Source organism: Erythrobacter aureus, from assembly GCF_003355455.1.
GTDB lineage: Bacteria > Pseudomonadota > Alphaproteobacteria > Sphingomonadales > Sphingomonadaceae > Qipengyuania > Qipengyuania aurea.
This window is the reverse complement of sequence record NZ_CP031357.1, coordinates 2,444,279-2,469,866: the sequence shown is the minus strand read 5'-3', so window position 1 is coordinate 2,469,866 and position 25,588 is coordinate 2,444,279. Positions and strand designations below refer to the sequence as shown.

The following is a 25,588-nucleotide window of genomic DNA, read 5'->3' as shown; positions in this document are numbered from 1 at the left end:
GAGGTGCCGATGGTTGAAGGCTCCTGGCTGAATACCGCGTCAGGAAGCATACCCACTCGGTCTTAACGCTTCGGTTGGTCTTCCCTGCCATAAGGCAGCCATGCGATTGGCAACCATCACCAATGTGGCCTATGGGGCGACCGTCGCCTTGACGGTCGTATCCGGCGTTATGATGCTTTTGGCATCGAATGCGCATGATCGCGAACGGGCCGCTGTCGAACAGCGCTATCAGCTCGACAAGGCGACCGCCCGTCTCGGCACGGACATCTACGCGATGAGCGAGCATGCGCGGCAGTACATCAATACGGGCGACGAGACCTACGCCGTGGTCTATCGCCGCGACGAGGAGGAGCTGGAATCGGTCGAGCGGCGGATCGAACATATCGGCGATGCCGGTGCCAGCCAAAACGAACTCGCCACGCTGACCGAGGCGATCCGCTGGGCGGATACGCTGCATGATGAACAAGTCGCAGCGATCGCAGCTTACGAGCGGGGCGAGGAAGCGCGCGCGAGGCAGATCCTGTTTGGCCCCGAATACGAACGCGAGCTAAACCGCGCCGAAATGCTGGTGCAACGTTTTCAGAACCAGCTCGACGGGCGCATAGAAAGAGTGGTGAACGAAGCGGCGGCGATTGCGGCCATGTGGAAATTGCTGGCTGAAATCGTGCTGGCGATCACCGGTCTCCTGTTTTTGTGCGTGCTGTATTTTATTTTCAAGCGCCGCGTGCTGCACCCCGTGGTCAGGCTGAGCGATGTGGTCAGCCGGTTAGCTGCCGAGGATTACGCTACCGAGCTACCCGAAGTGAACCAGATCGATGAAATCGGGGACATGGCGCAGGCTATCCGCGTTTTCCGCGAAAACGGCTTGGCACGGCAGCGTCTCCAGGCCGAACGCGATGCCGACAGCGCCCTTCGCGAACTGCTTTCGCGCATGACCCAGCGTATGCAGAGCTGCGATACGTTGGAAGACTTCGAAGACGTGGTGCGCCGGTTCGTGCCGGAGATCGACCCGGGACGGGCTGGACGTCTCTATTTGTTCGACGAATCCCACAACGCAATGGTCGAGGCTTGCACATGGCAGAAACCGGTCCATTCGCAGGCCGAATTCGCGCCCTCCTCCTGCTGGGCTCTGCGACGGGGAATGCCCCACAGGCCACAAAGCGACGGAATAGATGTGCCTTGTCAGCATCTCGCATTGGCGGATGGGGAAATATCCGATTCGCTTTGCCTGCCGTTGATGGCTCAGAACGAAACACTCGGACTGCTCTATCTCGAGGTCCGCGATGACAGCGCAGACGTATTACCGACGCCGGCCAACTATATCGAGATGCTGGCCGAAAACATCAGCCTGGCGCTGGCGAATCTCAAATTGCGCGACGCGCTTCGAAAGATGGCCATGCACGATACGCTGACAGGCCTTTCCAATCGCCGCAGCTTCGATCACGTCATGGAAAAGCTCCGCACGGGCGAGGGGGATGCCGCCGCGCGCATGAGTTGCCTGATGCTGGACGTCGATCATTTCAAGAGCTTCAACGACCGTTTCGGTCACGAGGCCGGCGACCTCGTGCTGAGCGAAGTGGGCAAGGTCCTGCAAAAAGCCACGCGCGAACCCGAATTCGCCTTCCGCTACGGCGGCGAAGAGTTCGTGCTGCTATTGCCGGATTTCGACAGCGAGCAGGCAGCGGCCCGCGCGGAAGACATTCGTTTGCGGATTGCCGCGCTCAATCTTCACCACGACGGCGAACGGCTCGGCCGGATCACGATATCGATCGGTGTTGCAAGCGTTCCGGAACATTGCGATCTGAGCCAGATGGTCCAAGCTGCGGATGCCGCGCTGTACCGCGCGAAGGAGGGTGGGCGCGACCGGGTCGAACTGGCCCAGTGTCGGCGGGAGATGAGGGGAAGCACCCTGCAAACGGGTTGATCCCGACCGACCCACCGATCGCAGACCTGGTCGCCAATTGCTTCATAGCCTTGCGTAGCCGAACACGAGGCTTGCCGCCAATGCCACCATGCTTGCCGCCAGGGCGATGGCGGCGGGCCGTGCCTCGTGCCTGCCATAGGCCACGGTCACGCCGAGCTTCACGCTCATATTGGCGAGGATCGTTCCCGCGATGGCGAGCGCGGCGAGGCGCGGCGCGATCGTGCCGGGTTCCAGCCCTCCCGCAGTCACGATGGCCGCATCCACATCCATGCTGCCCATCAGCAGCAGCAGGATGGCGATGCCCTGCTCGCCGAATTCGCCTTGCGCCCAGCGCGCGGCCACTGCGGCAAGGGCAACGAAGGCGACGAAGGTCAGGGCGGGCAGCATGGCGATGGGGTTGCCCGGCGGTGCCGGTCCGGTCGTGCTGGGGGCCTTGCGGTAGAGCCAGTAGCTCGCCGCCAAGCCGGCGATAAGCGCGGGCGCCACCACCACCACGAACGGTTCGAGCAGGCTGGTCGCGAGCACCGCGACAAGAATGATGACCCGCAGATACATGACCGCGCTGGCCAGCGCGATCCCCGCATTCTCCGCGCCGCCGCCCAGGCCCGATCCGAGGCGCTGGGCGAAGGAATGGGTGACTGCCGTGGAACTGTAGGCCCCGCCGATCACCACAGTGGCGATCGTTCCCCGGCGCGCGCCGAACATGCGGTTGGCGACATAGCCGACGAAGGAAAAGCCGGTGACGATGACAACCACCAGCCACAGCACACGCGGCTCCCACGCGTCGTATGGGCCGTAGCGGCCTTCGGGCAGGAAGGGCAGTACCGCCAGCGCGATGACCGCATAGCGGGCGAAGGCCTTGATGTCGGCCTCGTCGAGCGCGCCGACCCAGCGATGGGCCTCGGTGCGCAGCGCAAGGATTAGCGTGACCACCGCCGCGCCCGCCACCGCCAGCGCTCCCTGGCCGATTCCCGCGAGGAACCCCAGCCCGAGCGTGACCATGGCCGCCACCGCGCTGGTCGCGTCGGGCCGCCCGGTGTCGAGTACCGAGCGCGAATAACCGATGGCCACCAGCGCCGCGGCGAGCGCGAAAACGATACCCGAGACGATGGGGTATCCCAGCAGGCCGATGATGCCGCCTAGCCCCGCTGTCATGCCGAGCAGGGTGAAGGTCCTGATGCCCGCAACCCGCATTCCCGGCGTTTCGTCGCGCAGCTTCCAGCCGCGTTCGATTCCTATCAGAAGCCCGACCGCGAGTGCTGCGGCGAGCTGGGGTACGAAGTGGGACGCAAGCATGTCCAGCGGAAAATCTCCCGGCTCAGCTCTTCCAGTCGAGCCCCATTTCCTCGTACATTTCCTTGTCCTCGCTCCAGCGCTCGTCGGTCTTCACATGGAGGAACAAATGGACCTTCTGGCCGAGCAATTCGGAGAGTTCCTCGCGCGCGGCCTTGCCGATTTCCTTGATCCGGCTACCGCCTTTGCCGAGCACGATGGCACGCTGGTTGTCGCGCATGACGACGATCTGCTGGTGAATCTCGACGCTGCCATCCTTGCGCTGGATGTATTTTTCCGGGCGAACGGCGCTGTCATAGGGCAATTCCTCGTGAAGCTGCTGATAGAGCTGTTCACGGGTAATCTCGGTGGCGAGCAGGCGCTCGCTGGCATCGCTCACCTGATCTTCGGGATACATCCACGGGCCTTCGGGCATCATCCCCGCCAGCGCTTCCTTCATTTCCGGCACGCCGTCACCGGTCAGCGCGGAGACGAAATAGACCGTCTCGAATTCGACCTTCTCACCAAGCTCCTGCGCCAGCGCCAGCAGCGGTTCCTTCTTCGCCACATCGACCTTGTTGAGGACGAGGATTTTGCGTTCGGGACGCTGGGCAACCTGTTCGAGCAGCGGTTCGAGTTCATGCCGTCGCTGCTTGACCGGATCGACCAGCAGAAGCACCGCGTCGGCCGCTTCCGCACCTTCCCAGGCCGCGCTTACCATCGCGCGGTCGAGCCGCCGCTTGGGAGCGAAGATGCCCGGCGTATCGACCAGGATCATCTGCGTTTCCGCATCGTCGCTTGTGTGCAGCGCGATGCCCATCATCCGCGCGCGAGTGGTCTGCGCCTTTGCGCTGGTGATCGCGACCTTTTGGCCGACCAATTGGTTGACCAGCGTGCTCTTGCCCGCATTGGGCGCGCCGAGGACGGCGACGACGCCGCATCTGGTTTGCGTATCACTCACCCGAATTTCTCCATGAATTTGCGTGCCGCTTCCTTTTCGGCTTCCTGCTTGCTGCCCGCGCTGCCTTCCGCCGCGCCGACCCTGTGCACACTGACCCGCACGGTAAAGCGCGCCGCATGATCGGGGCCGGACCGGTCGATCAGCTCGTATTCGGGCGGCTTGCGCTGATTGCCCGCAGCCCATTCCTGCAACGCGCTCTTGGGGTGTTTCGACTTGCCCGCGCCGCTTTCGAGCGCCGGGCGCCAAAGCAGGCGGACGAGATCGCGCGAGGCATCGAACCCGTTATCGAGGAACTGCGCGCCGAGCAGCGCTTCCATCACGTCGCCGAGGATATTGTCGCTATCGCGGCCACCGTCGCTGCTGGCTTGCTTGGAAATGCGGATATGCGGCGCCAGACCGACACCGCGCGCAATGGTCGCGCACATTGCCCGGCTGACGATCGCGTTGAGACGCTGGGCGAGCTTGCCCTCCGGCGCATCGCTTTGCGCATAGAGCCAATCGGCAATGGACAGGCCGAGCACACGGTCGCCGAGGAATTCCAGCCGTTCGTAGTCGCGCTTTTCGCCCATGCTCCCATGCGTGAAAGCGGCGAACCACAGCGCCTCGTTTTTTACGGTAAAGCCGGTCTTCGCCAGCCATTCGCGCGTTTCAGGGGCGAGGGCGCTCATATGTCGCTTCCGATCCGGTCCCAGCGCGCGGCGGTGAACCAGGTCCAGGGCAGCAGCCACTGCGCGCTGCCATCGGTGGACCACAGCACACGGCTGGCGCGGCCGACCAGCAGGTCTGCATCGACCAGCCCCACACCGCCATCGGGCACGGGCGGAAAGCGGCTGTCGAGCGAGTTGTCGCGATTGTCGCCCATCATGAAAAGCTGACCTTCGGGGACGATTACGGGGTCGAAATTATCGGGATCGATCCGCACGGGCTGGCCGCGCGAATTAGTGACGAACCCGCCCGCGCCATCGGCAAGCAACCGCGCCCCGACCGGGCCGAAGTCGACGATCATGTAGCTTTTGCCGGAAGGCAGCGTCTCGCGGAACTGGCGATAGCGGCAGATCGTGCCGTCGACCACGATGCCTCCATCCCGGCGGCAGCTCGTATTGGCGCTCATCGGAATGTCGGCATAGCCCGCCGCCTCCTTGGGCAGCGGCTCGCCATTGAGGATCACCACGCCATCGCGGGTGGCGATCGTATCGCCGGGCAGGCCGATCACGCGCTTCACGTAATCGGCGCCGGTCACCGGATGCTTGAAAATCGCAACATCCCCGCGCTCGGGCAGGTCGGCGAAAAGGCGCCCCTCCCACAAGGCCACTTCGCCCGGCAGCGAGAGCCTGGAATAGCCATAGGGCCATTTGGCCGCGACCAGATAATCGCCATTGCGCAGGTTCGGCAGCATCGATTCCGACGGAATGGTAAAGGGCGAAAAAATGAAGCTGCGGAAAATCAGCACCGCGATCACCAGCTTGGCCACAAACCACAGGAAACTGCCGAGCGTTTCCTTTTCGGGTTCGTCCTTGGCGGGTGCGGGGCTCGAATTCCTATTCAGCGCTTGCTCTGTCATGCGGGGTTCTCAATCATCGCCGAAGTCCCTAGTCGCCGACCTGCGCACACGAAAGGATTTTTGAGCCATGACTTCTTCCGCCGCGATCTGGGACAAGCTCGAAAACCTGCCGCGCCCGACGCTGGGCGAGCTGTTCAGCGCGGTCCGCGACGGCGGCGAGGGCGCGGACGAACCCGGCGGGGCGGAGCGCGTGGCGATGCTCTCGGACCGGATCGAGCTGGGCGAAGGCGGCATCCTGTTCGACTGGTCGAAGACGCATCTCGACCGCGCGGTAATCGCGGCGTTCGAGGAGCTGGCCGAAGCGATGGACTTTACCGGCATGCGCGCCAAGCTGTTCGGCGGCGAGGTGGTCAACCCGACCGAAGGACGCGCGGCCGACCATGCTACGCTGCGCGGCACGGGCGACGAAGCCAAGGTCGAGGAGGCGATGGCGCTGATCGACCGTATGGGCATGCTGGTGGACGCGATCCACCAGGGCGCGCTGGGCGAGATCGAGCACCTCATCCACATCGGTATCGGTGGCAGCGCGCTGGGGCCGGCGCTGGGCGTCGACGCACTGAGCCGCGATTTGTCCTATTGCGACGTCCACGTCGTCTCCAACATCGACGGTGTCGCGCTGGAAGCGGCCTTTGCCAAGTGCGATCCGGCCAAAACGCTGATCGCGGTTGCCAGCAAGACTTTCACCACCATCGAGACCATGACCAACGCTCGGTCGGCTCTCAAATGGCTTGCCGATAACGGTGTTTCGGACCCCGGCGGCCGCGTCATCGCGCTCACCGCCAATCCCGAAGGCGCGGTCGAATGGGGCGTCGACGAGACGCGCATCCTGCCGTTCCAGGAAAGCGTTGGCGGGCGCTATTCGATCTGGTCTTCGATCGGCTTTCCCATCGCGATGGCGGTCGGGATGGACGATTTCCGCGTCATGCTGGCGGGCGCCAAGGCTGTGGACGAACACTTTCGCGACACCGACGGGGCGGCCAATCTCGTGCTACGCGCGAGTTTTGCCGATCTCTACTACAGCCGTGTGCGCGGCTGCCAAACGCGCGCGGTCTTCGCCTATGACGAACGCCTCGGTCTGTTCCCCGACTACCTCCAGCAGCTCGAAATGGAATCGAACGGCAAGCGCGTTACTGCCGACATGCAGCCAGTGGACGGCCCGACCGCGCCGATTACCTGGGGCGGGGTGGGCACCGATGCGCAGCACGCGGTGTTCCAGCTCCTCCACCAGGGCACGCACCTTATCCCCGTGGATTTCATCGCCAGCGTGGCGCCGGGCGACGAGCTCGACCCTGCGCACCACCGCATCCTGCTGATGAACTGCTTCGCCCAAGGCGCCGCGCTGATGGCGGGCAAGGCGGGAGAGGACCCCGCGCGCAACTACCCCGGCGACCGCCCCTCGGCGACGATCCTGTGCGACGATCTCGACGCCGCCGCGCTGGGCGCGCTGATCGCCTTCCACGAACACCGCACCTTCGCCAATGCCGTGCTGATGGGCATCAATCCCTTCGACCAGTTCGGCGTCGAACTCGGCAAGGCGATGGCCAAGGCGATCGAAAAGGGCGGAGAGGCGTTCGACGCCAGCACCGAGGCGCTGGTGAAGGCGGCCGGCTTGGCCTAGCGCTGTTCGCTTTCCTTGGACGGGATGACGAGCTTGAAGGTTGTCCCGCCCTCATCGGAGGCGACTTCCATCCGTCCGCCATGCGCCGTGGCGATCTGGTCGACGATGAACAGGCCCAGTCCCAGGCCATCGTGATTGCCCTGTTTCGAGCCGCGATCGAACGGTTGAAACAGAGTCTCGAGGACATTGGCAGGAATGGGCGTGCCCGAATTCGTAACCGAGATTTCCAGTTTGTCCCGCGTCGTTATTGCCTTCACCATGACCGGGGCATCGTGCCTGCCGTGATGCAGGGCGTTCGAAAGAAGATTCGAAAGGAGCTGGGCCAAACGATCTGGATCGCACTCCACCGATGTCCCGATCGCAATCTCGCTGCGGATGTCGCGGTCGGGCCTTGCCGTTTTCGCTTCGACAATGACGATTTCCAGCTTCCTGTCGAGGTCCGGCGTCGGCTGGAGTTCCAGCGAGATACCCGATCCCAGCCTGCCGCGGGCAAAATCCATGACATTGTTGATCAGCTCGATCGCGCGATCGATCGTCGAGTCCATGTGGGTGACGATTTCACGATCTTCGGTGTCGAGATTGCCGGAGTCCTTAAGCAGGCCGGTTCCCGCTTTCAGCGCAGCCACGGGGTTACGAAGATCGTGGCCCAGGACCGCGATGAACTGCTCGCGCAATTCGGCCTCGCGATCGCGCTGTTCCGTTTCGGATTCCGCGCGGATTTTCGACTCGAGAAGGTTGCGTTCGTATTTTCGGCGGTCTTCCGCAAGGAACAGCGTCAGGCGCGTGAAAAGATGGTTGTCCGATTCGTCCCGCTTTTCCGATGCATTGGCAATTACGGGCACGAGCCCGTGGTCGCATCTCAAGTCGAGGGCGATCTCGTAAACGAAGCCCTGCAGGCGCAGCAGCGGGGCAAGGTGCGTTTCGTAGGCGATGCGCCCACCGGTTCCGAGCAAGTCGCGCAGGGGTTTCCCGACCAGATCGTCAGCCGATAGATCGAGCCAGCCGAGCAGGGTTCGATTGGCCCGTACGATCGTTGAATCTGGGGCGAGCGACAGGTAGCCGCACGGCGCGTTTTCATAGAGGTCGAGGAGATCCTCGGTCGGGTCAGGCCCGGACATAGTGCCGGATTGCCTGCGCGACTTCATCCGGTGCGCTCAGGTTGGGGCAGTGCCCGGTCGCCTCCAATTGCACGAACGAGCTGTCGGGTACATTCTCGGCGACATATTTGCCGATCTCGACCGGGGCGATGATATCCTCGCTGCATTGCAGAACCAGCGTGGGGACGGGCACCGCCGACAGATCCGCCCGATTGTCCGAGAAGAAGGTAGCCCGCGCAAAATCGCGCGCGACATCCGGATCGGTGTTGCAGAAACTGTTGGTCAGCCTTTCGCCCAGTTCGGGGCGGTCGGGATTGCCCATGATCGCCGGTCCCATGGCGGCCGACCAGCCGAGGTGATTGTTGTCGAGGAATTCGAGCAGTTCTTCGATCTGCTGTTGGTCGAAGCCGCCAGTATAGTCCCCGTCGTCGATGTAGCGAGGCGAGGGGCCGACCATGATTAGCTGCTTGAAGAGATCGGGCGCCTCGATGGCCGCGAGCGCGCCGATCATCGCACTGACCGAATGGCCGACAAACACCAGATCCGGCGTGTCGATCGATCGCGCAACCTCGACGACGTCGCGTGCATAGCCGTCCAGGCTCGCATATTTCGCCTTGTCATATGCGCTCAGGTCGCTGCGTCCGGCCCCGACATGGTCGAAGAGCACGATGCGGAAGGAATCTGCCAACCGGTTGGCCACCGGTTCCCACATGCTCTGGTCGCAGCCAAAGCCGTGGGAGAACAGGAGGGTGGGGGATCCCGAGCCGAAGGTCCGGATATTATTGCGCGTCTCAATCATGTGGGGGATTGTTACCAGCCTATCGGTTAATTCCAAGGTTACACGCAAACCCTCGTACGGCTTGACTTTCATCACGCCCTGCACCACATGCACGCCATCGAAGCGCGCTAGCCAGCGTGAAGCGGCGATGACGTTACATCCATCGCCCCGGCCGCGCCTCGGTTCATCTTCCAAGACTTCCCAATTCACGCGGGTGGTTTCAAACCCCGCGACCGCGCCCGGATTCCGCCTTGGAACCGACGGCGCGCCGCATGTTTAATGCGAGTAATCATGACTCAGTTTTCCGACCTCGGGCTATCGCAGCCCGTCCTCCAGGCCCTCGACCTCAAGGGCTACAATGAACCCACGCCGATCCAGGCGCAGGCGATCCCGCCCGTGCTCGAAGGCCGCGATCTCATGGGGATCGCCCAGACCGGCACCGGCAAGACCGCCGCCTTCATGCTGCCCAGTATCGACCGGCTGCGCGAAGCCGACAGGCAGACGCCGTTTAAGTCCTGCCGCATGCTGGTGCTTGCACCGACGCGCGAACTGGCAGGCCAGATCGCCCAGAGCGCCAAGGATTACGGCGCGCTTGCGGGCCTTAAGGTGCACAGCATCGTCGGCGGCACCTCGGTCAATAAGGACCGCAACAAGCTGCATCGCGGAACCGATATCCTCGTGGCCACGCCGGGCCGCCTGCTCGACCTGATCGACCAGAAGGCCTTCACCCTCGACAAGGTCGAAGTGCTGGTGCTCGACGAGGCCGACCAGATGCTTGACCTCGGCTTCATCCACGCGCTGCGCCGCATTAGCCAGCTCGTGCCCGAAGACCGCCAAACGCTGTTCTTCAGCGCCACCATGCCCAAGCAGATCCAGGAACTGGTCGGCAAATATTGCCGCAATCCGGTCAAGGTCTCGGTGACGCCCGAAAGCACCACGGCCGAGCGGATCGACCAGTTCCTCTTCATGGTCCAGCAGGACGAAAAACAGACGCTGCTCGAAATGATCCTGTCCGAACGCCACCAGGTGCCCGGCAAGTTCGAGCGCGTGCTGATCTTCGCGCGGACCAAGCACGGCTGCGACCGGATCGTGAAGAAGCTGTCGCAGGTCGGCATCCCGGCCAATGCCATCCATGGCAACAAGAGCCAGCCGCAGCGCGAACGCGCGCTCGACGAATTCAAGCGCGCCAAGACCCCGATCCTCATCGCGACCGATGTGGCCGCGCGCGGGATCGACATTCCGGGCGTCAGCCATGTGATCAATTACGAACTGCCCAATGTGCCGGAACAATATGTCCACCGCATCGGGCGCACGGCGCGCGCGGGCAAGGACGGCATCGCCATTGCCTTTTGTGCCGAGGACGAGCGCGACTATTTGAAGGACATTCGCAAGAAGACCGACGCCGAATTCGAGCGCCTGCCGCTGCCGGACAATTTCCGCGCAGTTGTTGAAGGTGTCGGGCCGACCAAGCGCGCGGCTCCCGGCCAGCGCATGGCCAAACCCAAGGTTCGCCCCACCGGCGATGCCGCGGCGCGCCGGTCCAAGCCCAAGAACAAGCACCCCAACCGCGCCGGCGCGCCCAAGCGCGACGGTGCACCCGGTGGCAAGCCGGGCGGCGGTCGTCCTTCGCGCAATCGCAACCGACGCCGCGCGGGGCGTTAATCCGAAGCCAGGGGCGGCTTCCCTGTAACTCCTGCCTTGGCAAATGCGTATGGCGGGCCATATCGCACGCCTGCGCTAATTACGGAGCTGCCGCATGTCCGAGCAATACGATTTCGACCTTTTCACCATCGGTGCCGGTTCCGGCGGCGTGCGCGCCAGCCGCGTGGCGGCGGCTCACGGGGCAAAGGTCGCGATCGCCGAAGAGCACCGGGTCGGCGGCACCTGCGTCATCCGCGGCTGTGTGCCCAAGAAGATGCTCGTCTATGGGGCGCATTTCGCCGAGGATCTGAAGGATGCGCGAAACTTCGGCTGGAAAACCGAGAATTGCGAATTCGACTGGGCGGTTCTGCGCGAAAATGTGCTGAAGGATGTCGACCGGCTCGAGGGTGCCTATACCGACACGCTCGAAAACCACGATGTCGCCATCTTCCATGAACGCGCGGAGATTACCGGCCCTCACGAGATCACGCTGGCGAGCGGCAGGAAGGTCACGGCGAAATACATTCTGATCGCCACCGGCGCTCGGCCGCGCCTGCCCGAATGCGAGGGTGCGGAACATGCCATCACCTCGAACGAGGCGTTCCATCTCGACAAGTTGCCGGAGCGCATCATCATCGCTGGCGGCGGCTACATCGCCAATGAATTCGCGGGCATCTTTAACGAGTTCGGCAGCAAGGTGACGCTGGTCAACCGCGGCGACAAGCTGCTGCGCGGCTATGAGCCCGCACTGGTCGACCGGCTGCTGCAGATCTCGATCATGAAAGGCATCGAGTTCAAGTTCAACACGAAGTTCGAATATATCAAACCGTGCGAGGATGGCGGCTATTTCGTCAAGCTGACCGATTGCGACGAGGAGCGCGTCGACCAGGTGATGTTCGCCACCGGGCGCGTGCCCAATGTGGAAGGGCTCGGCCTCGACAAGGCAGGTATCGAAGTGGGCGACAATGGCGAGATCAAGGTCGATCGGTTCAGCAAGACCAATATCGATCACATCTATGCCGTGGGCGACGTGACCGATCGAGTGCAATTGACGCCGGTGGCGATCCGCGAGGGGCAGGCCTTTGCCGACACCGTGTTCGGCGGGCACGAGCCGCTGGCGGTCGACCACTCCTGCATTCCCAGTGCCGTCTTCAGCCATCCTCCCATCGCGGCGGTCGGCATGACCGAGGGCGAGGCGAAGAACAAGCTTGGCAGCGTCAAGGTCTATCAGTCGGACTTCCGGCCGATGAAGAACGTTCTGGCGGGACGCAACGAGCGCAGCCTGTTCAAGATGGTCTGCGACGGAGAGAGCGGCGAAATCGTCGGCATCCACATGATCGCGCCGGAGGCTGCGGAAATGATGCAGGCCGCCGCGATCGCTGTGAAGGCCGGGCTGACCAAGGACGATTTCGACGCGACCACCGCTATCCATCCGACCATGGCGGAAGAGCTGGTGCTGATGCGCTAGGGCAGCTGCAAAGGGCGGTCCACAGTCCGCCCCCTTGCTACAGGAACCGGGAGGCGGGTGGCTTGGGACTTTTAGCGCAGCCGATCCGTTGCCAGCGCCGCTTGGTCGACCCCACCGCCCGCAATTCCTCCGGCCATTCGCCCCCCATGGCCAGCGCTTCTGTGGCCAATGACATGGCAGGTGAGGTCTGGAGGCCGAAGCCGCCCTGGCCCGCCAGCCAGAAAAAGCCCTGTGCTGCCACGTCGAAGCCAGCCACGGGCAAGCGATCCGGGGTAAAGCTACGCAGTCCCGCCCATTTGCTTGCCAGGCGGGGGATGGCAAGCGTGGTGGCCTCCTCCACCCGCCAGGCGGCGAGCGCCACGTCCTCCTCCTCTGGCTGGGCATCGCACGGGCCGCTTTCGCCTTCGTCCATCGGGCTGGCGAGCAGGCGGCCGCTCCCCTCGGGTTCGATGTAGAAACCGGGGCCGACTGTTTTGGTGAAGGGCCAGGCGGAAACGTCCACCGTCACGTCGAAGGTGATGACCGTGCGGCGCAGCGGGCGGATACCGATCGGAGCCACACCGGCGAGACGCGCCACTTCGTCCACCCATGCTCCCGCCGCATTGATCACCACGCGCGCGGCATAGCTGGTGCCCGGCGTATCGACGATCCAGCACGTGCCATCGTGATGCAGCGAAGCCACCGGCGCCTTGACGGCAACCGATCCGCCCCGCGCGATCAGCGCCTTGCGATGCATTTCGAGCAAGGCATGGGCATCCAGCTTGCGGCCCGCAGGATCGAGCAGCGCTCCAGTGATCCCGCCTTCGCCTTCGCGCAGTACGGGAACATGGTCACGCACTTCGCCTGCCGACAGGCGGCGTGCCTGCGGTGACCATTGGCGATAGTTCACCTCCAGCCGGTCGAGCATGTCTTCCTGTCCATCGAGCGCGACGAACAGCGCGGGGTGAGGGCGGGCGGCGGGCTCTTCCAGCAGCGGCAGGCTCGCCGCCGTCAGCGCCCGCACCAGCGGCGCATCCATGTCGAAATGCGCAAAGGCGGCGCTGCGGCCCGAGGAATGCACACCCGGCGCCGCCTCTGTTTCGCACACGACGACCTCGCCATGGCGCGCCAGCCGCGCGGCCGCCGACAATCCGGCGATGCCAGCACCCACCACGAGGTAGTCGACCTGTTTCATACGCGTCTCCATTGCCGCTCATGCCCTTGCGGCGTAGCCTCCCGCCCGGCAAGAGATAGGGGCAGGCGCGGCAATTGGCGCGATGTTTCGGAAGGGGATTTGCCGGAACGCACACCGCGCCCCATCGTTCGCAGCCTCGTGGAAAAAAGGATAGTGAAAGCCTGATGGACATGAATGGCAAGCGTGTGCTCCTCACCGGAGGCACGGCAGGTATCGGCGAGCAGATGGCGCTCCAACTCAGGGACAAGGGCGCCGAGGTGATCGTGACGGGGCGTTCGCTCAAGCGGCTGGAGGCAATGCGCAAGCGCGGGTTCGAGGCGATCGAGGCGGATCTTCACACCCCGCTCGGCGCCGAGCGCATTCTTCATGCGCTGGGAGACCGCATCATCGATGTGCTGGTCAACAATGCCGGCCAGGGGGTCGACCACGATTTCCGCGAAGCCGCGCCCGATGCGGATGCGGCGGACGATTGCATCCATACCAATCTCAACACGCCGATCCGGCTGATTACCGCGCTTGTTCCGCGGCTGAAACAGCGGCCCGAGGCGGCGATCGTCAATGTCACCAGCGGGCTTGCCATCGCGCCGCGCGCGGGCGGCCCGGTCTATTGCGCGACCAAAGCGGCGCTGCGCAGCTATACGCAGGCGATCCGCGCGCAACTGGCCGATACGAATGTCGCGGTAATCGAGGCGCTGCCGCCGGTGGTCGACACCCAGATGACCGCCGGACGCACCAACAAGAAGATGCCGCCCGAAGAATGCGCGCGGCAGATCGTCCACGCGCTGGAGAAGGGGCAGTCGGAAGCCAATGTCGGCATGGTCAAGATACTGAAGGCGGTTCACTCCGCTTCGCCGGCATTGGCGCGTAAAGTGATGCTGCGGTTTTAAAACACCGCCCCACCCGGGTACGAATCGCGCCGGCGCATTGCCACTGGGCCAAGGGCTCGTCACAAGGCGCATGAAACGAATCGCTGACGGGATATTCGCATGAACATGCTGGCGTCGCGCGGGCAGCTGCGCGCAAGTTTCATTCGCTGGGCACTTTTCACGGTTCCACTTTGCGTGTTGCTGGGCTTCCTTGCGGGGATGTTGGGCAGCCCTGACACCGCCTGGTTCCAGAGCCTCGCAAAGCCGGATATCTACCCCGAACCCAAATGGTTCGGTATCGTCTGGACGATACTTTATGCGATGATCGGCCTGTCGGTGGCGCTCGTCGCTTCGGCTTGGGGCGCACGCGGGCGCACCGCCGCCCTATGGGTCTTCGCGGTGCATTTCCTGCTCAACCTTTCGTGGAGCTATGTGTTCTTCGGGGCGCAGCAGATCGCCGGGGCGCTTTTCCTGCTGGTTGCAATCGTGCTCACCCTGCTGGTGGTCATCGCGCTGTTCTGGCGCGTGCGGAAACTGGCTGCAGTTCTGCTGCTGCCCTATCTCGCCTGGGTCTGCTTCGCGACCGCGCTGAATTACCAGTTTTTGCAGCTCAATCCCGATGCGGATGGTGGCGATCCTGACGGCGCGGTCGAACGGGTGAGGATTTGAATTCTTGTCTTTCGAACCCGCCTCCGCGGGTTCGTCCTCGCTAGACGCGCAGCAAGCTGCGCCCGCTGCGGGCGGCCGGTCGGCCTTGCCGTCCACTGGTCGTGGACGGATCATGCGCGATCAAGCTGTCCTGCGCCGATCCGAGCCGCAGGCGAGGCAAGCGCGACTGCGCGCCCGCAGCGATGCGACCTTCAGGTCGCATGAGCGAGGAAAGCCTAAGGCTGCGGATGCGGCCGCCGGCGCTTGAGGCTAGACAAAAACCGCATCGCGTCCCAAGGGGACGGGATGCAATCTCAGAACCCGTTGATCGCCGATTTCGTCAAACTCGCCAATTCGGCGGCCGGTACGCTTGCCGGCATGGGGCGCGAGGCACGCGATGCCGCGCGCGAACGGGCGAAGGAAACCTTCGGTGGGATGGATTTCGTCAGCCGCGAGGAATTCGACGCGGTGAAGATGATGGCCGGCAAGGCCCGCGAAGAAGCGGAAGACCTCAAGGCCCGCGTCGCGGCTTTGGAAGCCAAGATCAAGTGACCGTCGCCCCTGCGAAGGCAGGGCCACGGATGGTGCTACAGGGCAGCCCATGCACCTCACCGCACCCGCTATATTGATCGCCGCGCGCCCGCATGGGGAAACGGCGGTGATCGCGCGGCTGCTCACCGAAGAGAGCGGAGTGGTTGCCGCCTATGTCGCGGGCGGGCGCGGGCGGCAGTTGCGGCCGGTAATGATCCCCGGAAACGTGGTGCAGGCGGACATCCGCGCCAAGTCGGACAGCCAGCTACCATTCGCCAGGCTGGAGCTGGTGCGGAGCCGGGGGCCGTGGCTGTCCGAACCGCTATCGTCCGCCGCCATCGCATGGGCCACCGCGCTCACCGCCGCGGCACTGCCCGAGCGCAACCCCTATCCCACGCTTTACGCGGCGCTCGGCGGACTGCTCGATGCGATCTGTTCGGCCGATGCTGCGCGCCAGTGGGTTGAGGCGCTGGCCATCTACGAGACGCTGCTGCTGCGCGAGCTGGGCTATGGTGGCGAGCGGCCCGCGATAGCGGACCTTGGGCAGGCCTTGGAAATTCTCGACCGCCAGGAACCGCTTATCGCACGCTACCTGCTTGCCGATACCCGGGCCGACGTCCTAGCTGCACGGCAACTCCTCAGGCAGCGGCTGGCACGGATGATATCCTGATCGGTCATTGCGAGGAGCCGCTGGCGACGAAGCAATCCATGGCGTTTCGGTAGCCGCATTGTCGGTCCATGGATTGCCGCGCGGCCGTGCCGCTCGCAATGGCGAGGTAGTGACTTGAAGATTGCAGTTTTCGCAGGCGACGGGATCGGTCCCGAGGTTACGGCACAGGCGCTGCGCGTGCTCGATGAACTCGCGCTGCCCGGTTTGACGCTGTTAGAGGGCGATGTCGGCGCTGTGGCCTACCGCCGCCATGGGCATCCGCTCCCTCAGGAAACGCTGCAAATGGCCTGCGCCGCCGATGCCGTGCTGTTCGGCGCGGTGGGCGATTTCACCTGTGACGACCTGCCGCGCGACTTGCGGCCCGAACAGGCGATCCTCGGCCTGCGCAGCGAGCTTGGCCTGTTCGCGAACCTGCGCCCGGCGGCTGGCTTTCCCGGCCTCGAACACCTGTCCTCGCTCAAACCCGAAGTCGCGCGCAGCATCGACCTGCTCGTCGTGCGCGAGCTGAATGGCGATGTCTATTTCGGCGACAAGGGCGAACGGGTGAGCGATGGCGGGCGCGAGGGGTGGGACTCCATGTCCTATAACGAGGCCGAAGTGAGCCGCATCGCGCATACCGCCTTCCGCGCCGCGATGGGCCGGAACAAGCGCTTGACCAGCGTCGACAAGGCCAATGTCCTCGAAACCAGCCGGATCTGGCGCGAGACGATCATCGAGGTGGCGAAAGACTATCCCGAGGTCGAACTCGATCACATGTATGTCGACAATGCCGCGATGCAGCTAGTGAAGTCGCCGGGCCAGTTCGACACGATCGTCACCGGCAATCTGTTCGGCGATATCCTGTCGGATCAGGCCTCTGCCTGCGTCGGGTCGATTGGCCTGCTCGCCAGCGCCTCGCTCGGCGAACGGCAGACCGATTATGGCACTTTCGGCCTTTACGAGCCGATCCATGGCAGCGCACCCGACATTGCGGGTGAGGGCAAGGCGAACCCGGTGGCCGCCGCGCTGAGCCTCGCGATGCTGCTGCGCCACTCGCTCGGGCGGGAGGAAGACGCGGCGCGAATCGAGCGCGCGGTCGAGGGCATTTTGGCCGATGGCGTGTTTGGCGGCGACCTCGGCGGCAGCGCTTCGACGGGCGAGATCGGCGATGCGATTGTTAGGAAGCTGGTAACCATATCTTGAGGAATGCGGCATAACCGGGTCATGCAATGGATATGACCCCGGAAACGCAGCCCTCCATAGCCAATACCGTCTCCAGCGCCCGTCCGCTGGACCTCGCCATCATCCTGCCGACGCTCAACGAGCGCGACAATCTCGAACCGCTGGTCGAGCGGATCGAGGATGCGCTGGGCATCTCGGGCTGGGAGGTGCTGATCGTCGACGACAATTCGTCGGATGGGACCAGCGACGAGGCTCGCCGTCTGTCGCTGTCCGACCCGCGCGTTCGGGTCATTCAGCGGATCGGCCGTCGGGGCCTGTCGAGTGCGGCGATCGAAGGCTTTTGCGCCACTGCCGCGCCCTATGTCGCGGTGATGGATGCCGACCACCAGCACGATCCCAGGCTGCTTGTCGATATGCTTGCAGCGGTGAAATCGGGAGAAGCAGAGGTGGCCGTGGCCAGCCGTTTCGCCGAAGGCGCGAGCATGGAGGAATGGGGGCGTCCCGACCGCGAGAAGCTGTCGAGCGTGGCCAATTTCCTCGCCCGCAAGCTGACCGGCGTGGACCTGTCCGACCCAATGAGCGGCTTTTTCCTGCTGCCCACCGCGACGGCGCGCCGCCTGGCGCCCAACCTGTCGGGCATCGGCTTCAAGATATTGCTCGACCTGCTCGCCACTTCCGACACACCGCTCAAGGTGAAGGATTTTCCGATGAACTTCTCCGCTCGCCGCTCCGGTGAAAGCAAGCTCGATCGTGCGATTGCCCTCGATTTTCTCGCCGGTCTTTATGACAAGAGCTTCGGCCGCGTCATTCCCACACGCTTCGCGCTGTTCGGGACGGTCGGGGTTATCGGCATCGGCGTGCACATGGCGATCCTTTATGCCTTCCTATTGATCGTCGGGACGAATTTCGGCTGGAGCCAGGCGGTCGCGACGTTCGGGGCGATGACCTTCAATTTCTGGCTCAACAACTTCCTGACCTACCGCGATCGCCGCCTGAAAGAAGCGGACAAGGTGTTCTGGGGCTGGCTCAGTTTCATCGTGGCCTGCTCGATCGGCGCCTTCGCCAATGTCGCGGTGGCGACCACGTTGTATGATCGCGGCCTTCACGAAGTGCTGGCCGCACTGGTCGGCATCGGCATCGGCTCGGTGTGGAACTACGCGCTTTCGAGCCGCTTCGTGTGGGGCAGGTATTAGGGATTGTTGCGTGCGGTCGGGACATCGGTCCCGGCCCTGCGGTGGCACCAGCCCACTCCCCCACCCGGCCACCCATGGGATCATGCTGAATGGGTGGCCGGGTGGGGAGTGGGCTGGTGCCGCAAGCCTTCGACGGATGTCGAAGGCGCATCCACCAAAGACTCCGGGAGGGGAGCGGGAAGGCACAGCCTAGGGAAGCGCGGCTGCGCCTCACGCACGCAGCGAAAAACTCACCTCCAGCTTTCCAGCCAGGTCCAAACGGCGAAACTGTCAGGCCCTTTCAGCGGCGCACCGCTGATGATGGGATAGAACCAGGCGAATACCAGCACGCTGCCGACGACCGGCGCAAGCGCGGTTTTCCGCCAGCCGTTCTGCCACAATGCGTCGCAGGCCAGCGCCAGCGCGGCGAGCAGCGCCATGCTGGGCAGGGCGTAGTGGTAATAGAACTGAACCGGCTTGCTCGCCATGATCCAGAACCCTAGACTCACGCCATAGAGCGCGACCACGCCCAATGCGGTCCAGTGGCGGCGGACCACGCCGTGCCAGGCGCACCAGGCGAGCGCGGGCAGGCCGAGCAGCATGGTCAGCGGATTGCCGATCAGCATGATTCCGCGCTGCACGCCATCGATCGGCTCGTAGAGATACCAGATCGATCGCGCGTTCAGCACCCATTGCTCCCAGGTCGACTGGTAGGGATGGGGCTTGAGCACCTGTTCCTGCTGCGACAGCATGAACTGGTGGTGGAACAGCAGACCTTCGGTAATCGGGTTCACGCGGAAGAAGAAGGCCGGAAGATAGGTCGCGGCATAGACCGCCAGCGGCAGCACGCCGAGCCACAGCGTCGCCTCGACCAGCGTGGTGCCTGGAACGGGCGCGCCGCGGCGGCTCAGGAACAAACGGCGGCGCCCGGCTGCGGCGCGGACGAAGAAAAAGGCGAGGCCGGGCAGCATGGCGATAACGAGCGCGTTCCATTTGGCGCCCATGGCGAGACCCAGCGCGATACCGGTCAGTGCGAGCCGCCAGCGTCCCTGTTCGGGCTGGCGGATGGCGGCGGCATAGTGCCAGGCCGCGAGGCTGAGGAAGGCGAGGCAGAAGATGTCCAGCATCGCGATCCGCGCGTGGATGAACAGGTGGAACCCCGTCGCCAGCAACACGCCATAGGCAAGCGTGGCAAAGCGGCTCAGCGTGCCGAACCATAGCGCCCGCATGGCGGCGAACAGGGCGAGCGTGCCGAACAGCGTGGGCAGCAGGCGCCAGCCCCAGGGATTGTCACCGAACATGGCCATGCCGAGCGCGATCAGCTGCTTGCCCAGCAGCGGGTGCTCGCGATTGGTGAACTCTCCCATGACCAGCAGCTCGCGCGCGGCGGGGAGGTAGTGGACCTCGTCGAAATAGGGTTTCTGGGCGACGGTGAGATGCGGCAGGCAGGCCAGCCAGAAAAGCAGTGCCAGCGCGGCGCACCAGCGCAAGGGATCCTTGGGTTGCTCGGGCGCGCGGCTCATTGGCAAGCGGCTTAGGAAAGCCGCGCGCCCGCTTCAAGCGGGTTCAGGAAGTTGTGCGCCGTTCCAGCCAGAACAGCCGCGCGACCATCGGCAGCAGGGCGATCGAGGCGCTCAGCCCGCAGGCGATGACCCACAGCGGCACATTCATGCCGACCGCCCGCGCGCGCGGCACGATGAAGGTCAGCGCCACGACCACGCAGATGACCAGGTCGTACCACACCTGCGTGCCCCACAGATTGACCGTGTGGTTGGGCACGAAGCCGAGCACGCCTTCGCGCAGGATCGTGATGGCGCTGAAGACCCAGAAGGCCCCGGCCAGCAGCGCGACCAGAAGGAAGCTTTCTTGCACTTGGCGGCCGAATGCCAGAAACAGTACGAAGGGCAGGGCGCCCGCAATACCGGCGACGAAGAGGATATCGAGAGTGGTCATGATGGGCTCCGATGGCTATGTAGCACTCGCTACACTGGTAGCTCAATGTAGCAGGTGCTACAAGCAATAATGTCCAAGCCCGCCCTGTCCCGCGATGCCCTCCTGCCGCTGCTCGCCGCCCATGTGCTCGAACATGGGCTCGCCGGGGCCAGCCTGCGCCCATTGGCCAAGGCCGCCGGGACCAGCGACCGGATGCTGATCTATCATTTCGGTTCGAAGGACGCACTGGTCGAGGCGCTGCTCGCGCATGTCGCGGCCATGTATGCCCAGGCGCTCGACATGGCCTATCCCAGCGAGCCCGCGGCCAGCCGCAAGGATTGTGCCCAGCGCCTCCTCGCGATCGCCCGGGCGCCCATGTTCGCGCCTTTCCTGCGGCTGTGGTGGGAAATCGTCGCGGGTTCGGCGAAGGGCGGCAAGGCCTTTCGCGCCAGCGCCTCGGCGATGATGGACAGCCAGCTTGCCTGGTTCGAGGCGCACATGCCTCCCGACGATCCCGATCCCAAGGGCGGGGCGAGGCTGGTCGCGACGCTGGTGGAGGGGGCGCTGATGTTCGATGCGCTGGGCCTGGGCGATACCGCCGAAGCCGGGCTTGCCGCCTTGGAAGGCTGACCTGCTTGCCGCACGCACGCGCCATGCTATCGAGCCAGCCATGAAGAAGACTACCGGCACCGACCGTTCGATCACCTCTGGGTGGCGCCCCGCGACTCAGGCCGTGCGGGGCGGCACCTGGCGCAGCGAGCATGGCGAGACCAGCGAAGCGCTGTTTCTCACCAGCGGCTATAGCTATGACGACGCGCAGACCGTGGCCGACCGTTTCGCGGGCGAGGCGGAAGGGATGACCTATTCGCGCCTCCAGAACCCGACCGTCGCCATGCTGGAAGAGCGCATCGCGCTGATGGAAGGGGCGGAGGCCTGCCGCGCGCAGGCGAGCGGGATGGCGGCGATGACCACTGCGCTGCTGTGCCAGCTTTCTGTAGGAGACCATGTGGTCGGTGCGCGGGCGGCGTTCGGCTCGTGTCGCTGGCTGCTCGACCATCTGCTGCCGCGCTTCGGGATCGAGACGACGGTGATCGACAGCGCCGACGACGACGCCTGGGAGGCCGCGATCCGGCCCAATACCAAGGTCTTCTTCTTCGAAACGCCCGCCAATCCCACGCTCGACGTGGTCGATCTCGCGCATGTTTGCGGCGTCGCGCAGGCGCATGGCATTACTACGGTGGTCGACAACGCCTTTGCCACCAGCGCGCTACAAAAGCCGATGGATTTCGGCGCCGATGTGGTCGCCTACAGCGCGACCAAGCTGATGGATGGGCAGGGCAGGGTTCTGGCAGGCGCGGTCTGCGGATCGCAGGAGTGGATCGACGAGGTGCTGCTGCCGTTCCAGCGCAATACCGGCCCCAATATCGCGCCGTTCAACGCCTGGGTGGTGATGAAGGGCCTCGAGACGCTGGACCTGCGCGCGCGGCGCCAGAGCGAGAACGCAGTCGAACTCGGCCAATTCATGGAAGGCCGCGTACCGAAGATGCTGCATCCCGGCCTGCCCAGCCACCCGCGCCACGATCTCGCAAGCAAACAAATGGTCGCGACCGGCCCGATCTTCGCCCTCGACGTGGGCGACCGGGCGACGGCTTTCGGCATTCTCGATGCGCTCGAACTGGTCGATATTTCCAACAATATCGGCGATGCGCGCAGCCTGATGTGCCATCCGGCCAGCACAACCCATGCCGGCATGACGCAGGAAGCACGTGACGAGATGGGCGTGACCGAGGGCCTGCTGCGCATCAATGTGGGGCTCGAGGATGTCGAGGACCTCAAGGAGGATATCGACCGCGCGCTTGGCGCGGCGGGGCTCTAGTCGGTTTGGTCCAGCTCGCCCATGTCCATGGTCATGCGCCCGCTCGAAAACTGCATCAGCACCGGCAGATCGTAGGCGCGCCGCAGCCGGTCGCACTGGGCGAGCGCTTGCGGGTCGGGTTTGCCGTTCTCGCTATAGACGTCGATCATCACCGCCCAGCCCGTCTCGGGTGAACCGCCTTCGCCATTGGTATCGAGCAGTTTGCGCGTGGTCTCGTGCCCGATCCGCCGCCGTTCCATGAACTGGTCGTGGCTGTAGGGAACATCGTAGAGCACCTTAACCGGAACGCCTTTGGCGCGGTCGCCCAGCGGAGGGGGATTGACAGGCTCCGAGCCCGTCACCGCGATTTCATAGACCAAAGGCGGCGGCGCATCGGGAAAGATACGCTCCGGCCCCGGCGTCCAGTCGTAGGTCAATGTGGCATAGGCCAGCCGGTCGCCGAGTTCTTCGCGTGCCCAGCGGCCGAGCCAGAAACTGTCGGAACGCACTTCGCGCAGCCGGGTTCGCGTGGCCGGGTCCTCGACCCATTCGGGCCGCTCGAACTCGCGCTTGAGGCACGGTACCTCGGGGTCTTCGGCAAAGGCCGCCCGATCGAGCATCCATTGCAGCTTTTCCGAATAGGGATCGGATGATGCCGCAGGCACATTTCCGTTCGCGCCGGGGGAGGGGCCGGCGGAAGCAGGCGAACTGTCGCCAGAAGGCGATGGCGCGCTGCAGGCGGCCAGAAGCAGAAGAGTGGGTGCGGCACGGGCGATCATGCCGTCTCAACTGCCGAGTGCGAAAACGGTTGCCATGCGTGCGCCACGGATCGACGATGATGGACTGACCTGGGCTCTCGAATAGATCTGCGATTTCGCCGCGCCCAACGGCTATCCAGCCTGATATCGGCCGACGGGGCTCGAAACACTCGACCTGTGTCCCCGGTGCCGGAGCGACAATGCGTTCGGGCTGGTCGATACCTCCCAACACAATCGGCGATGCGCGCAGTCTGATGTGCCACCCGGCCAGCATCGCCCATGCGGGCATGACGCAGGACGATCACGTTTGCATAGGCGTGACCGAGGGCCTGCTGCGGATCGATGTGGGGCCGGAGGATGTCGAGGATGTGAAGGAAGACCTCGACCGGGCGCTGTCCGCCGCCGGGCTTTAGCGCCGCCAGTTATTGCGGATCGCGATCCGTTCCAGCTCTCCGCCCAGCGCATGGGCGCTCGTCATCGCCACGGCACAGCGCGCATCGTCGGTCAGCACGCCGTGAACGTCGAGACCGGCGCCGCCGATAAGCGCCATGAGCAGACCTTCGTCGCGTGTCATTCCGGTCGCGCAGCACGGTGCGAGCAGAATCCGGCGCTGCGAGGTTCGGGCCAGATCAATGACCAGCGCCCGCGCCAGCACCAACACCTTGCGAAATTCCGCACCGCTTGCATCGAGCGCCAGCATGGTTGCGCGGGCATCGTGCAGTCCGTGTGCCGCCAGTCGCCGCATGAGAATCAGCCCGAGCGTCTGGTGGCGGCGGGCGGGCAACGGCAACTCGAGAGCGGTCGAATCATGCGAACGGGCCATGCGATCTCCTTTGCAGCCCTTCTACGCTAATGCGAGTCATTCGCAAGTAGCGACTGGATATGATCCGTATCGTTTGGCACCCTTTTTCGATAACGTGCCTTTATCGTCTGCGGGATGCTTCGCAGGCCACCCCGTCATTGTCGCGGTCCAGCGCTCGCCGATATCCTGCCTCTCCTCGCCGGATCGGCGCTGCGCCTGCCGCCCGGGCGGCATCGCAGTTTGGGAAATAGACGCCGCCCCTGATCTGCGATGTGGGTGGTTGAGGCGTTGCGCGCCGGTTGCGGTGGCAGTGATAATCGCCCGTCTTGCGGTTGTTATGGCATCCTTGCGCATTCAGCCCGCCCGGATGCGCCAGCGCGGGCGGTGGCGGAGCGGCCAGCAGCGCGAGCGGCAGGAGGAGGGCGATGCCTTTCATCCTCGCAAGCATAGCATCAAACGGCTATCGGGGGGAGCGAGGGGAAACGAATGGCTCGGAAGACCATCGAATACATTTTCGATTTCGGCGCGCCGAATGGCTATCTTGCATGGTATCCACTGAAGGATATCGCGGCGCGGACCGATGCGCGCCTGGTGGTGACGCCGGTCTTTCTCGGCGGGATGCACAAGCTCACCGGCAATGCCCCGCCGATGGTGCGCGATGCCGGGGTGAAGGGCAAGGTCGCCTATGCCGCGCTCGAATTCCAGCGCTTTCTGGACGGTCACGGGATGGACAAGTTCAGGATACACCCCGCTCTGCCGTTCAATTCGATCCTGCCCCAGCGTGTACTGGTGGCGGCGGGCGACGAGGCGGAGCGACACGCCATCGTCGAAGCCCTGCTTCCGGCGGTGTGGGAGCGTAATATCGATTGCGGCGATATCGAGGTGGTGGGGCGCGAACTGGCCGGGGCAGGGCTCGATGCGGAGCGCTTGCTCGCCGCCACGCAGGATGCGGCGGTGAAGGCGGAACTGGCGGACAATACCGAACAGGCGGTTGCGCGCGGGGCTTTCGGCATTCCGACCTATTTCGTCGACGACGAAATGTGGTTCGGTAAGGAACGCCTCGGCCAGCTCGAAAGCTATCTGGCCGGCGGCCGGCCCTAACGCGGCGCAGCCAGTCGTCTTCGGTTCGCCGGATCGGCGAGGCCGGGGTATCGCGGCAAAAAGGCCGGAATTTCGCGGTTGATCGAGCCTTACCGAGAGGAACGCCGGGAGGGCAGGCGAGACGCTTAAGGTGGAAAATCGCACGGTTTTGCTTGCACAGCTTGGCAGGTGCTCTAATTTGGGTTTGTGATGAAAGAGCTCTTCCAACATGCCGCGATTACCGATGGGATTACGGTTCGCGTCTCGGTGAATTTCCTGCCCGAGCAATCGCGCCCGGAAGCGGGAAAGTGGTTCTGGGTCTATCACATCCGTATCGAAAACGGCTCTCACGAGCGCGTCCAGCTTATGACCCGGCATTGGCGGATCACCGACGGGGCCGGGCTAGTCAGCCATGTCGATGGCGATGGCGTGGTTGGCGAACAGCCGGTTCTGATGCCGGGGCAGAGCCATGATTACGTTTCGGGCTGCCCGCTCGACACCCCTCATGGCTCGATGGAAGGCTTCTACACGTTCCGCGGCGAGGATGGCTCTCCGCTGGAAGTGCGCATTCCGTATTTCCCGCTCGCCGCCCCGGCAACCGCGGATTAAGCCTCGCGGG

27 protein-coding genes are annotated in these 25,588 nt (G+C 64.3%); 15 read left to right on the top strand and 12 right to left on the bottom strand.

What is annotated here, in order from left to right; translation table 11 throughout:
* Positions 1-100 precede the first annotated feature (100 nt).
* Entirely contained in the window at positions 101-1,924 is a 1,824-nt protein-coding gene (locus DVR09_RS12100; protein ID WP_115417136.1) for a diguanylate cyclase, read from the top strand.
* A 42-nt stretch (positions 1,925-1,966) separates the two neighbouring features.
* Here DVR09_RS12100 and DVR09_RS12095 read toward each other — a convergent pair whose 3' ends face one another.
* The 4 genes from DVR09_RS12095 to lepB are packed head-to-tail and all read right to left on the bottom strand — an operon-like array spanning position 1,967 to position 5,718.
* Entirely contained in the window at positions 1,967-3,220 is a 1,254-nt protein-coding gene (locus DVR09_RS12095) for an MgtC/SapB family protein (RefSeq protein ID WP_115417135.1), read from the bottom strand.
* Between the two features lie 22 nt (positions 3,221-3,242).
* A complete protein-coding gene (gene era, locus DVR09_RS12090) occupies positions 3,243-4,157 on the bottom strand; it encodes a GTPase Era (RefSeq protein ID WP_115417134.1) in 915 nt (304 codons plus the stop codon).
* Entirely contained in the window at positions 4,154-4,825 is a 672-nt protein-coding gene (gene rnc, locus DVR09_RS12085; protein WP_115417133.1) for a ribonuclease III, read from the bottom strand. Before rnc ends, era begins: the two co-directional genes overlap by 4 nt.
* The gene (gene lepB / locus DVR09_RS12080) at positions 4,822-5,718 is read right to left on the bottom strand and encodes a signal peptidase I (protein ID WP_115417132.1); all 897 of its coding nucleotides are present in this window, start codon (positions 5,716-5,718) and stop codon (positions 4,822-4,824) included. Before lepB ends, rnc begins: the two co-directional genes overlap by 4 nt.
* Positions 5,719-5,785: 67 nt before the next feature.
* On the opposite strand from lepB, the gene pgi reads away from it, so the two are divergent.
* Positions 5,786-7,336 carry a glucose-6-phosphate isomerase gene (pgi, locus tag DVR09_RS12075; RefSeq protein WP_115417131.1) on the top strand — a complete coding sequence of 517 codons (1,551 nt, stop codon included), beginning with the start codon at positions 5,786-5,788 and terminating at the stop codon, positions 7,334-7,336.
* On the opposite strand, the gene DVR09_RS12070 is transcribed toward pgi, so the two are convergent.
* Together DVR09_RS12070 and DVR09_RS12065 are read right to left on the bottom strand one after the other, a co-directional pair.
* The gene (locus tag DVR09_RS12070) at positions 7,333-8,454 is read right to left on the bottom strand and encodes a PAS domain-containing sensor histidine kinase (RefSeq protein WP_115417130.1); all 1,122 of its coding nucleotides are present in this window, start codon (positions 8,452-8,454) and stop codon (positions 7,333-7,335) included. The genes pgi and DVR09_RS12070 overlap by 4 nt on opposite strands.
* Entirely contained in the window at positions 8,441-9,232 is a 792-nt protein-coding gene (locus DVR09_RS12065; RefSeq protein WP_115417940.1) for an alpha/beta fold hydrolase, read from the bottom strand. The genes DVR09_RS12070 and DVR09_RS12065 overlap by 14 nt, the downstream gene beginning before the upstream one ends.
* A gap of 270 nt (positions 9,233-9,502) precedes the next feature.
* On the opposite strand from DVR09_RS12065, the gene DVR09_RS12060 reads away from it, so the two are divergent.
* Positions 9,503-10,873, top strand: a complete 1,371-nt coding sequence (locus DVR09_RS12060; protein ID WP_115417129.1) for a DEAD/DEAH box helicase — start codon at positions 9,503-9,505, stop codon at positions 10,871-10,873.
* A gap of 94 nt (positions 10,874-10,967) precedes the next feature.
* The gene (gene gorA, locus DVR09_RS12055) at positions 10,968-12,320 is read left to right on the top strand and encodes a glutathione-disulfide reductase (RefSeq protein WP_115417128.1); all 1,353 of its coding nucleotides are present in this window, start codon (positions 10,968-10,970) and stop codon (positions 12,318-12,320) included.
* Positions 12,321-12,357: 37 nt separating this feature from the next.
* On the opposite strand, the gene DVR09_RS12050 is transcribed toward gorA, so the two are convergent.
* A complete protein-coding gene (locus DVR09_RS12050) occupies positions 12,358-13,494 on the bottom strand; it encodes an NAD(P)/FAD-dependent oxidoreductase (RefSeq protein WP_115417939.1) in 1,137 nt (378 codons plus the stop codon).
* Between the two features lie 170 nt (positions 13,495-13,664).
* Between DVR09_RS12050 and DVR09_RS12045 the strand changes: the two genes are divergently transcribed.
* From DVR09_RS12045 to DVR09_RS12020, 6 genes are all read left to right on the top strand, one after another.
* Complete coding sequence (locus tag DVR09_RS12045) at positions 13,665-14,381, top strand: SDR family oxidoreductase (protein WP_369692534.1); 717 nt, start codon at positions 13,665-13,667, stop codon at positions 14,379-14,381.
* Positions 14,382-14,480: 99 nt separating this feature from the next.
* On the top strand, positions 14,481-15,029 hold the full coding sequence (locus DVR09_RS12040) for a TspO/MBR family protein (RefSeq protein WP_115417126.1): 549 nt from the start codon (positions 14,481-14,483) through the stop codon (positions 15,027-15,029).
* Between the two features lie 285 nt (positions 15,030-15,314).
* Positions 15,315-15,560, top strand: coding sequence for an accessory factor UbiK family protein (locus DVR09_RS12035; protein ID WP_115417125.1), 246 nt, complete (start codon positions 15,315-15,317; stop codon positions 15,558-15,560).
* A gap of 49 nt (positions 15,561-15,609) precedes the next feature.
* On the top strand, positions 15,610-16,209 hold the full coding sequence (gene recO / locus DVR09_RS12030; RefSeq protein ID WP_115417124.1) for a DNA repair protein RecO: 600 nt from the start codon (positions 15,610-15,612) through the stop codon (positions 16,207-16,209).
* Between the two features lie 114 nt (positions 16,210-16,323).
* Positions 16,324-17,391: a 3-isopropylmalate dehydrogenase gene (gene leuB, locus DVR09_RS12025; protein WP_115417123.1), complete on the top strand. Its 1,068-nt coding sequence runs from the start codon at positions 16,324-16,326 to the stop codon at positions 17,389-17,391.
* 32 nt (positions 17,392-17,423) lie between these two features.
* The gene (locus tag DVR09_RS12020; RefSeq protein WP_174223781.1) at positions 17,424-18,563 is read left to right on the top strand and encodes a glycosyltransferase family 2 protein; all 1,140 of its coding nucleotides are present in this window, start codon (positions 17,424-17,426) and stop codon (positions 18,561-18,563) included.
* Between the two features lie 230 nt (positions 18,564-18,793).
* Here the strand turns inward: DVR09_RS12020 and DVR09_RS12015 are convergent, their stop codons facing one another.
* Both DVR09_RS12015 and DVR09_RS12010 read right to left on the bottom strand, forming a co-directional pair.
* The gene (locus DVR09_RS12015) at positions 18,794-20,065 is read right to left on the bottom strand and encodes a phospholipid carrier-dependent glycosyltransferase (protein WP_115417121.1); all 1,272 of its coding nucleotides are present in this window, start codon (positions 20,063-20,065) and stop codon (positions 18,794-18,796) included.
* 43 nt (positions 20,066-20,108) lie between these two features.
* Positions 20,109-20,495, bottom strand: coding sequence for a DUF2834 domain-containing protein (locus DVR09_RS12010; RefSeq protein WP_115417120.1), 387 nt, complete (start codon positions 20,493-20,495; stop codon positions 20,109-20,111).
* Positions 20,496-20,564: 69 nt separating this feature from the next.
* On the opposite strand from DVR09_RS12010, the gene DVR09_RS12005 reads away from it, so the two are divergent.
* Complete coding sequence (locus DVR09_RS12005) at positions 20,565-21,104, top strand: TetR/AcrR family transcriptional regulator (protein ID WP_234041433.1); 540 nt, start codon at positions 20,565-20,567, stop codon at positions 21,102-21,104.
* A gap of 40 nt (positions 21,105-21,144) precedes the next feature.
* On the top strand, positions 21,145-22,350 hold the full coding sequence (locus DVR09_RS12000) for a trans-sulfuration enzyme family protein (protein WP_115417937.1): 1,206 nt from the start codon (positions 21,145-21,147) through the stop codon (positions 22,348-22,350).
* Here DVR09_RS12000 and DVR09_RS11995 read toward each other — a convergent pair.
* Positions 22,347-23,108: a hypothetical protein gene (locus DVR09_RS11995; protein WP_115417119.1), complete on the bottom strand. Its 762-nt coding sequence runs from the start codon at positions 23,106-23,108 to the stop codon at positions 22,347-22,349. The two genes, DVR09_RS12000 and DVR09_RS11995, sit on opposite strands and share 4 nt — an antisense overlap.
* A gap of 179 nt (positions 23,109-23,287) precedes the next feature.
* Here DVR09_RS11995 and DVR09_RS11990 point away from each other — a divergent pair, with 179 nt between their 5' ends.
* Entirely contained in the window at positions 23,288-23,500 is a 213-nt protein-coding gene (locus tag DVR09_RS11990; protein ID WP_369692533.1) for a PLP-dependent transferase, read from the top strand.
* Here the strand turns inward: DVR09_RS11990 and DVR09_RS11985 are convergent.
* Both DVR09_RS11985 and DVR09_RS11980 read right to left on the bottom strand, forming a co-directional pair.
* The gene (locus DVR09_RS11985) at positions 23,497-23,910 is read right to left on the bottom strand and encodes a DUF6628 family protein (RefSeq protein ID WP_115417118.1); all 414 of its coding nucleotides are present in this window, start codon (positions 23,908-23,910) and stop codon (positions 23,497-23,499) included. The two genes, DVR09_RS11990 and DVR09_RS11985, sit on opposite strands and share 4 nt — an antisense overlap.
* Positions 23,911-24,010: 100 nt before the next feature.
* Positions 24,011-24,325 (bottom strand): excalibur calcium-binding domain-containing protein, encoded by a 315-nt coding sequence (locus DVR09_RS11980; RefSeq protein WP_115417117.1) that lies wholly within the window; start codon positions 24,323-24,325, stop codon positions 24,011-24,013.
* A gap of 50 nt (positions 24,326-24,375) precedes the next feature.
* Here DVR09_RS11980 and DVR09_RS11975 point away from each other — a divergent pair, with 50 nt between their 5' ends.
* Both DVR09_RS11975 and apaG read left to right on the top strand, forming a co-directional pair.
* Positions 24,376-24,990 carry a 2-hydroxychromene-2-carboxylate isomerase gene (locus DVR09_RS11975; protein WP_115417116.1) on the top strand — a complete coding sequence of 205 codons (615 nt, stop codon included), beginning with the start codon at positions 24,376-24,378 and terminating at the stop codon, positions 24,988-24,990.
* A gap of 189 nt (positions 24,991-25,179) precedes the next feature.
* Positions 25,180-25,578, top strand: a complete 399-nt coding sequence (gene apaG, locus DVR09_RS11970) for a Co2+/Mg2+ efflux facilitator ApaG/CorD (protein WP_115417115.1) — start codon at positions 25,180-25,182, stop codon at positions 25,576-25,578.
* Positions 25,579-25,588: the final 10 nt, after the last annotated feature.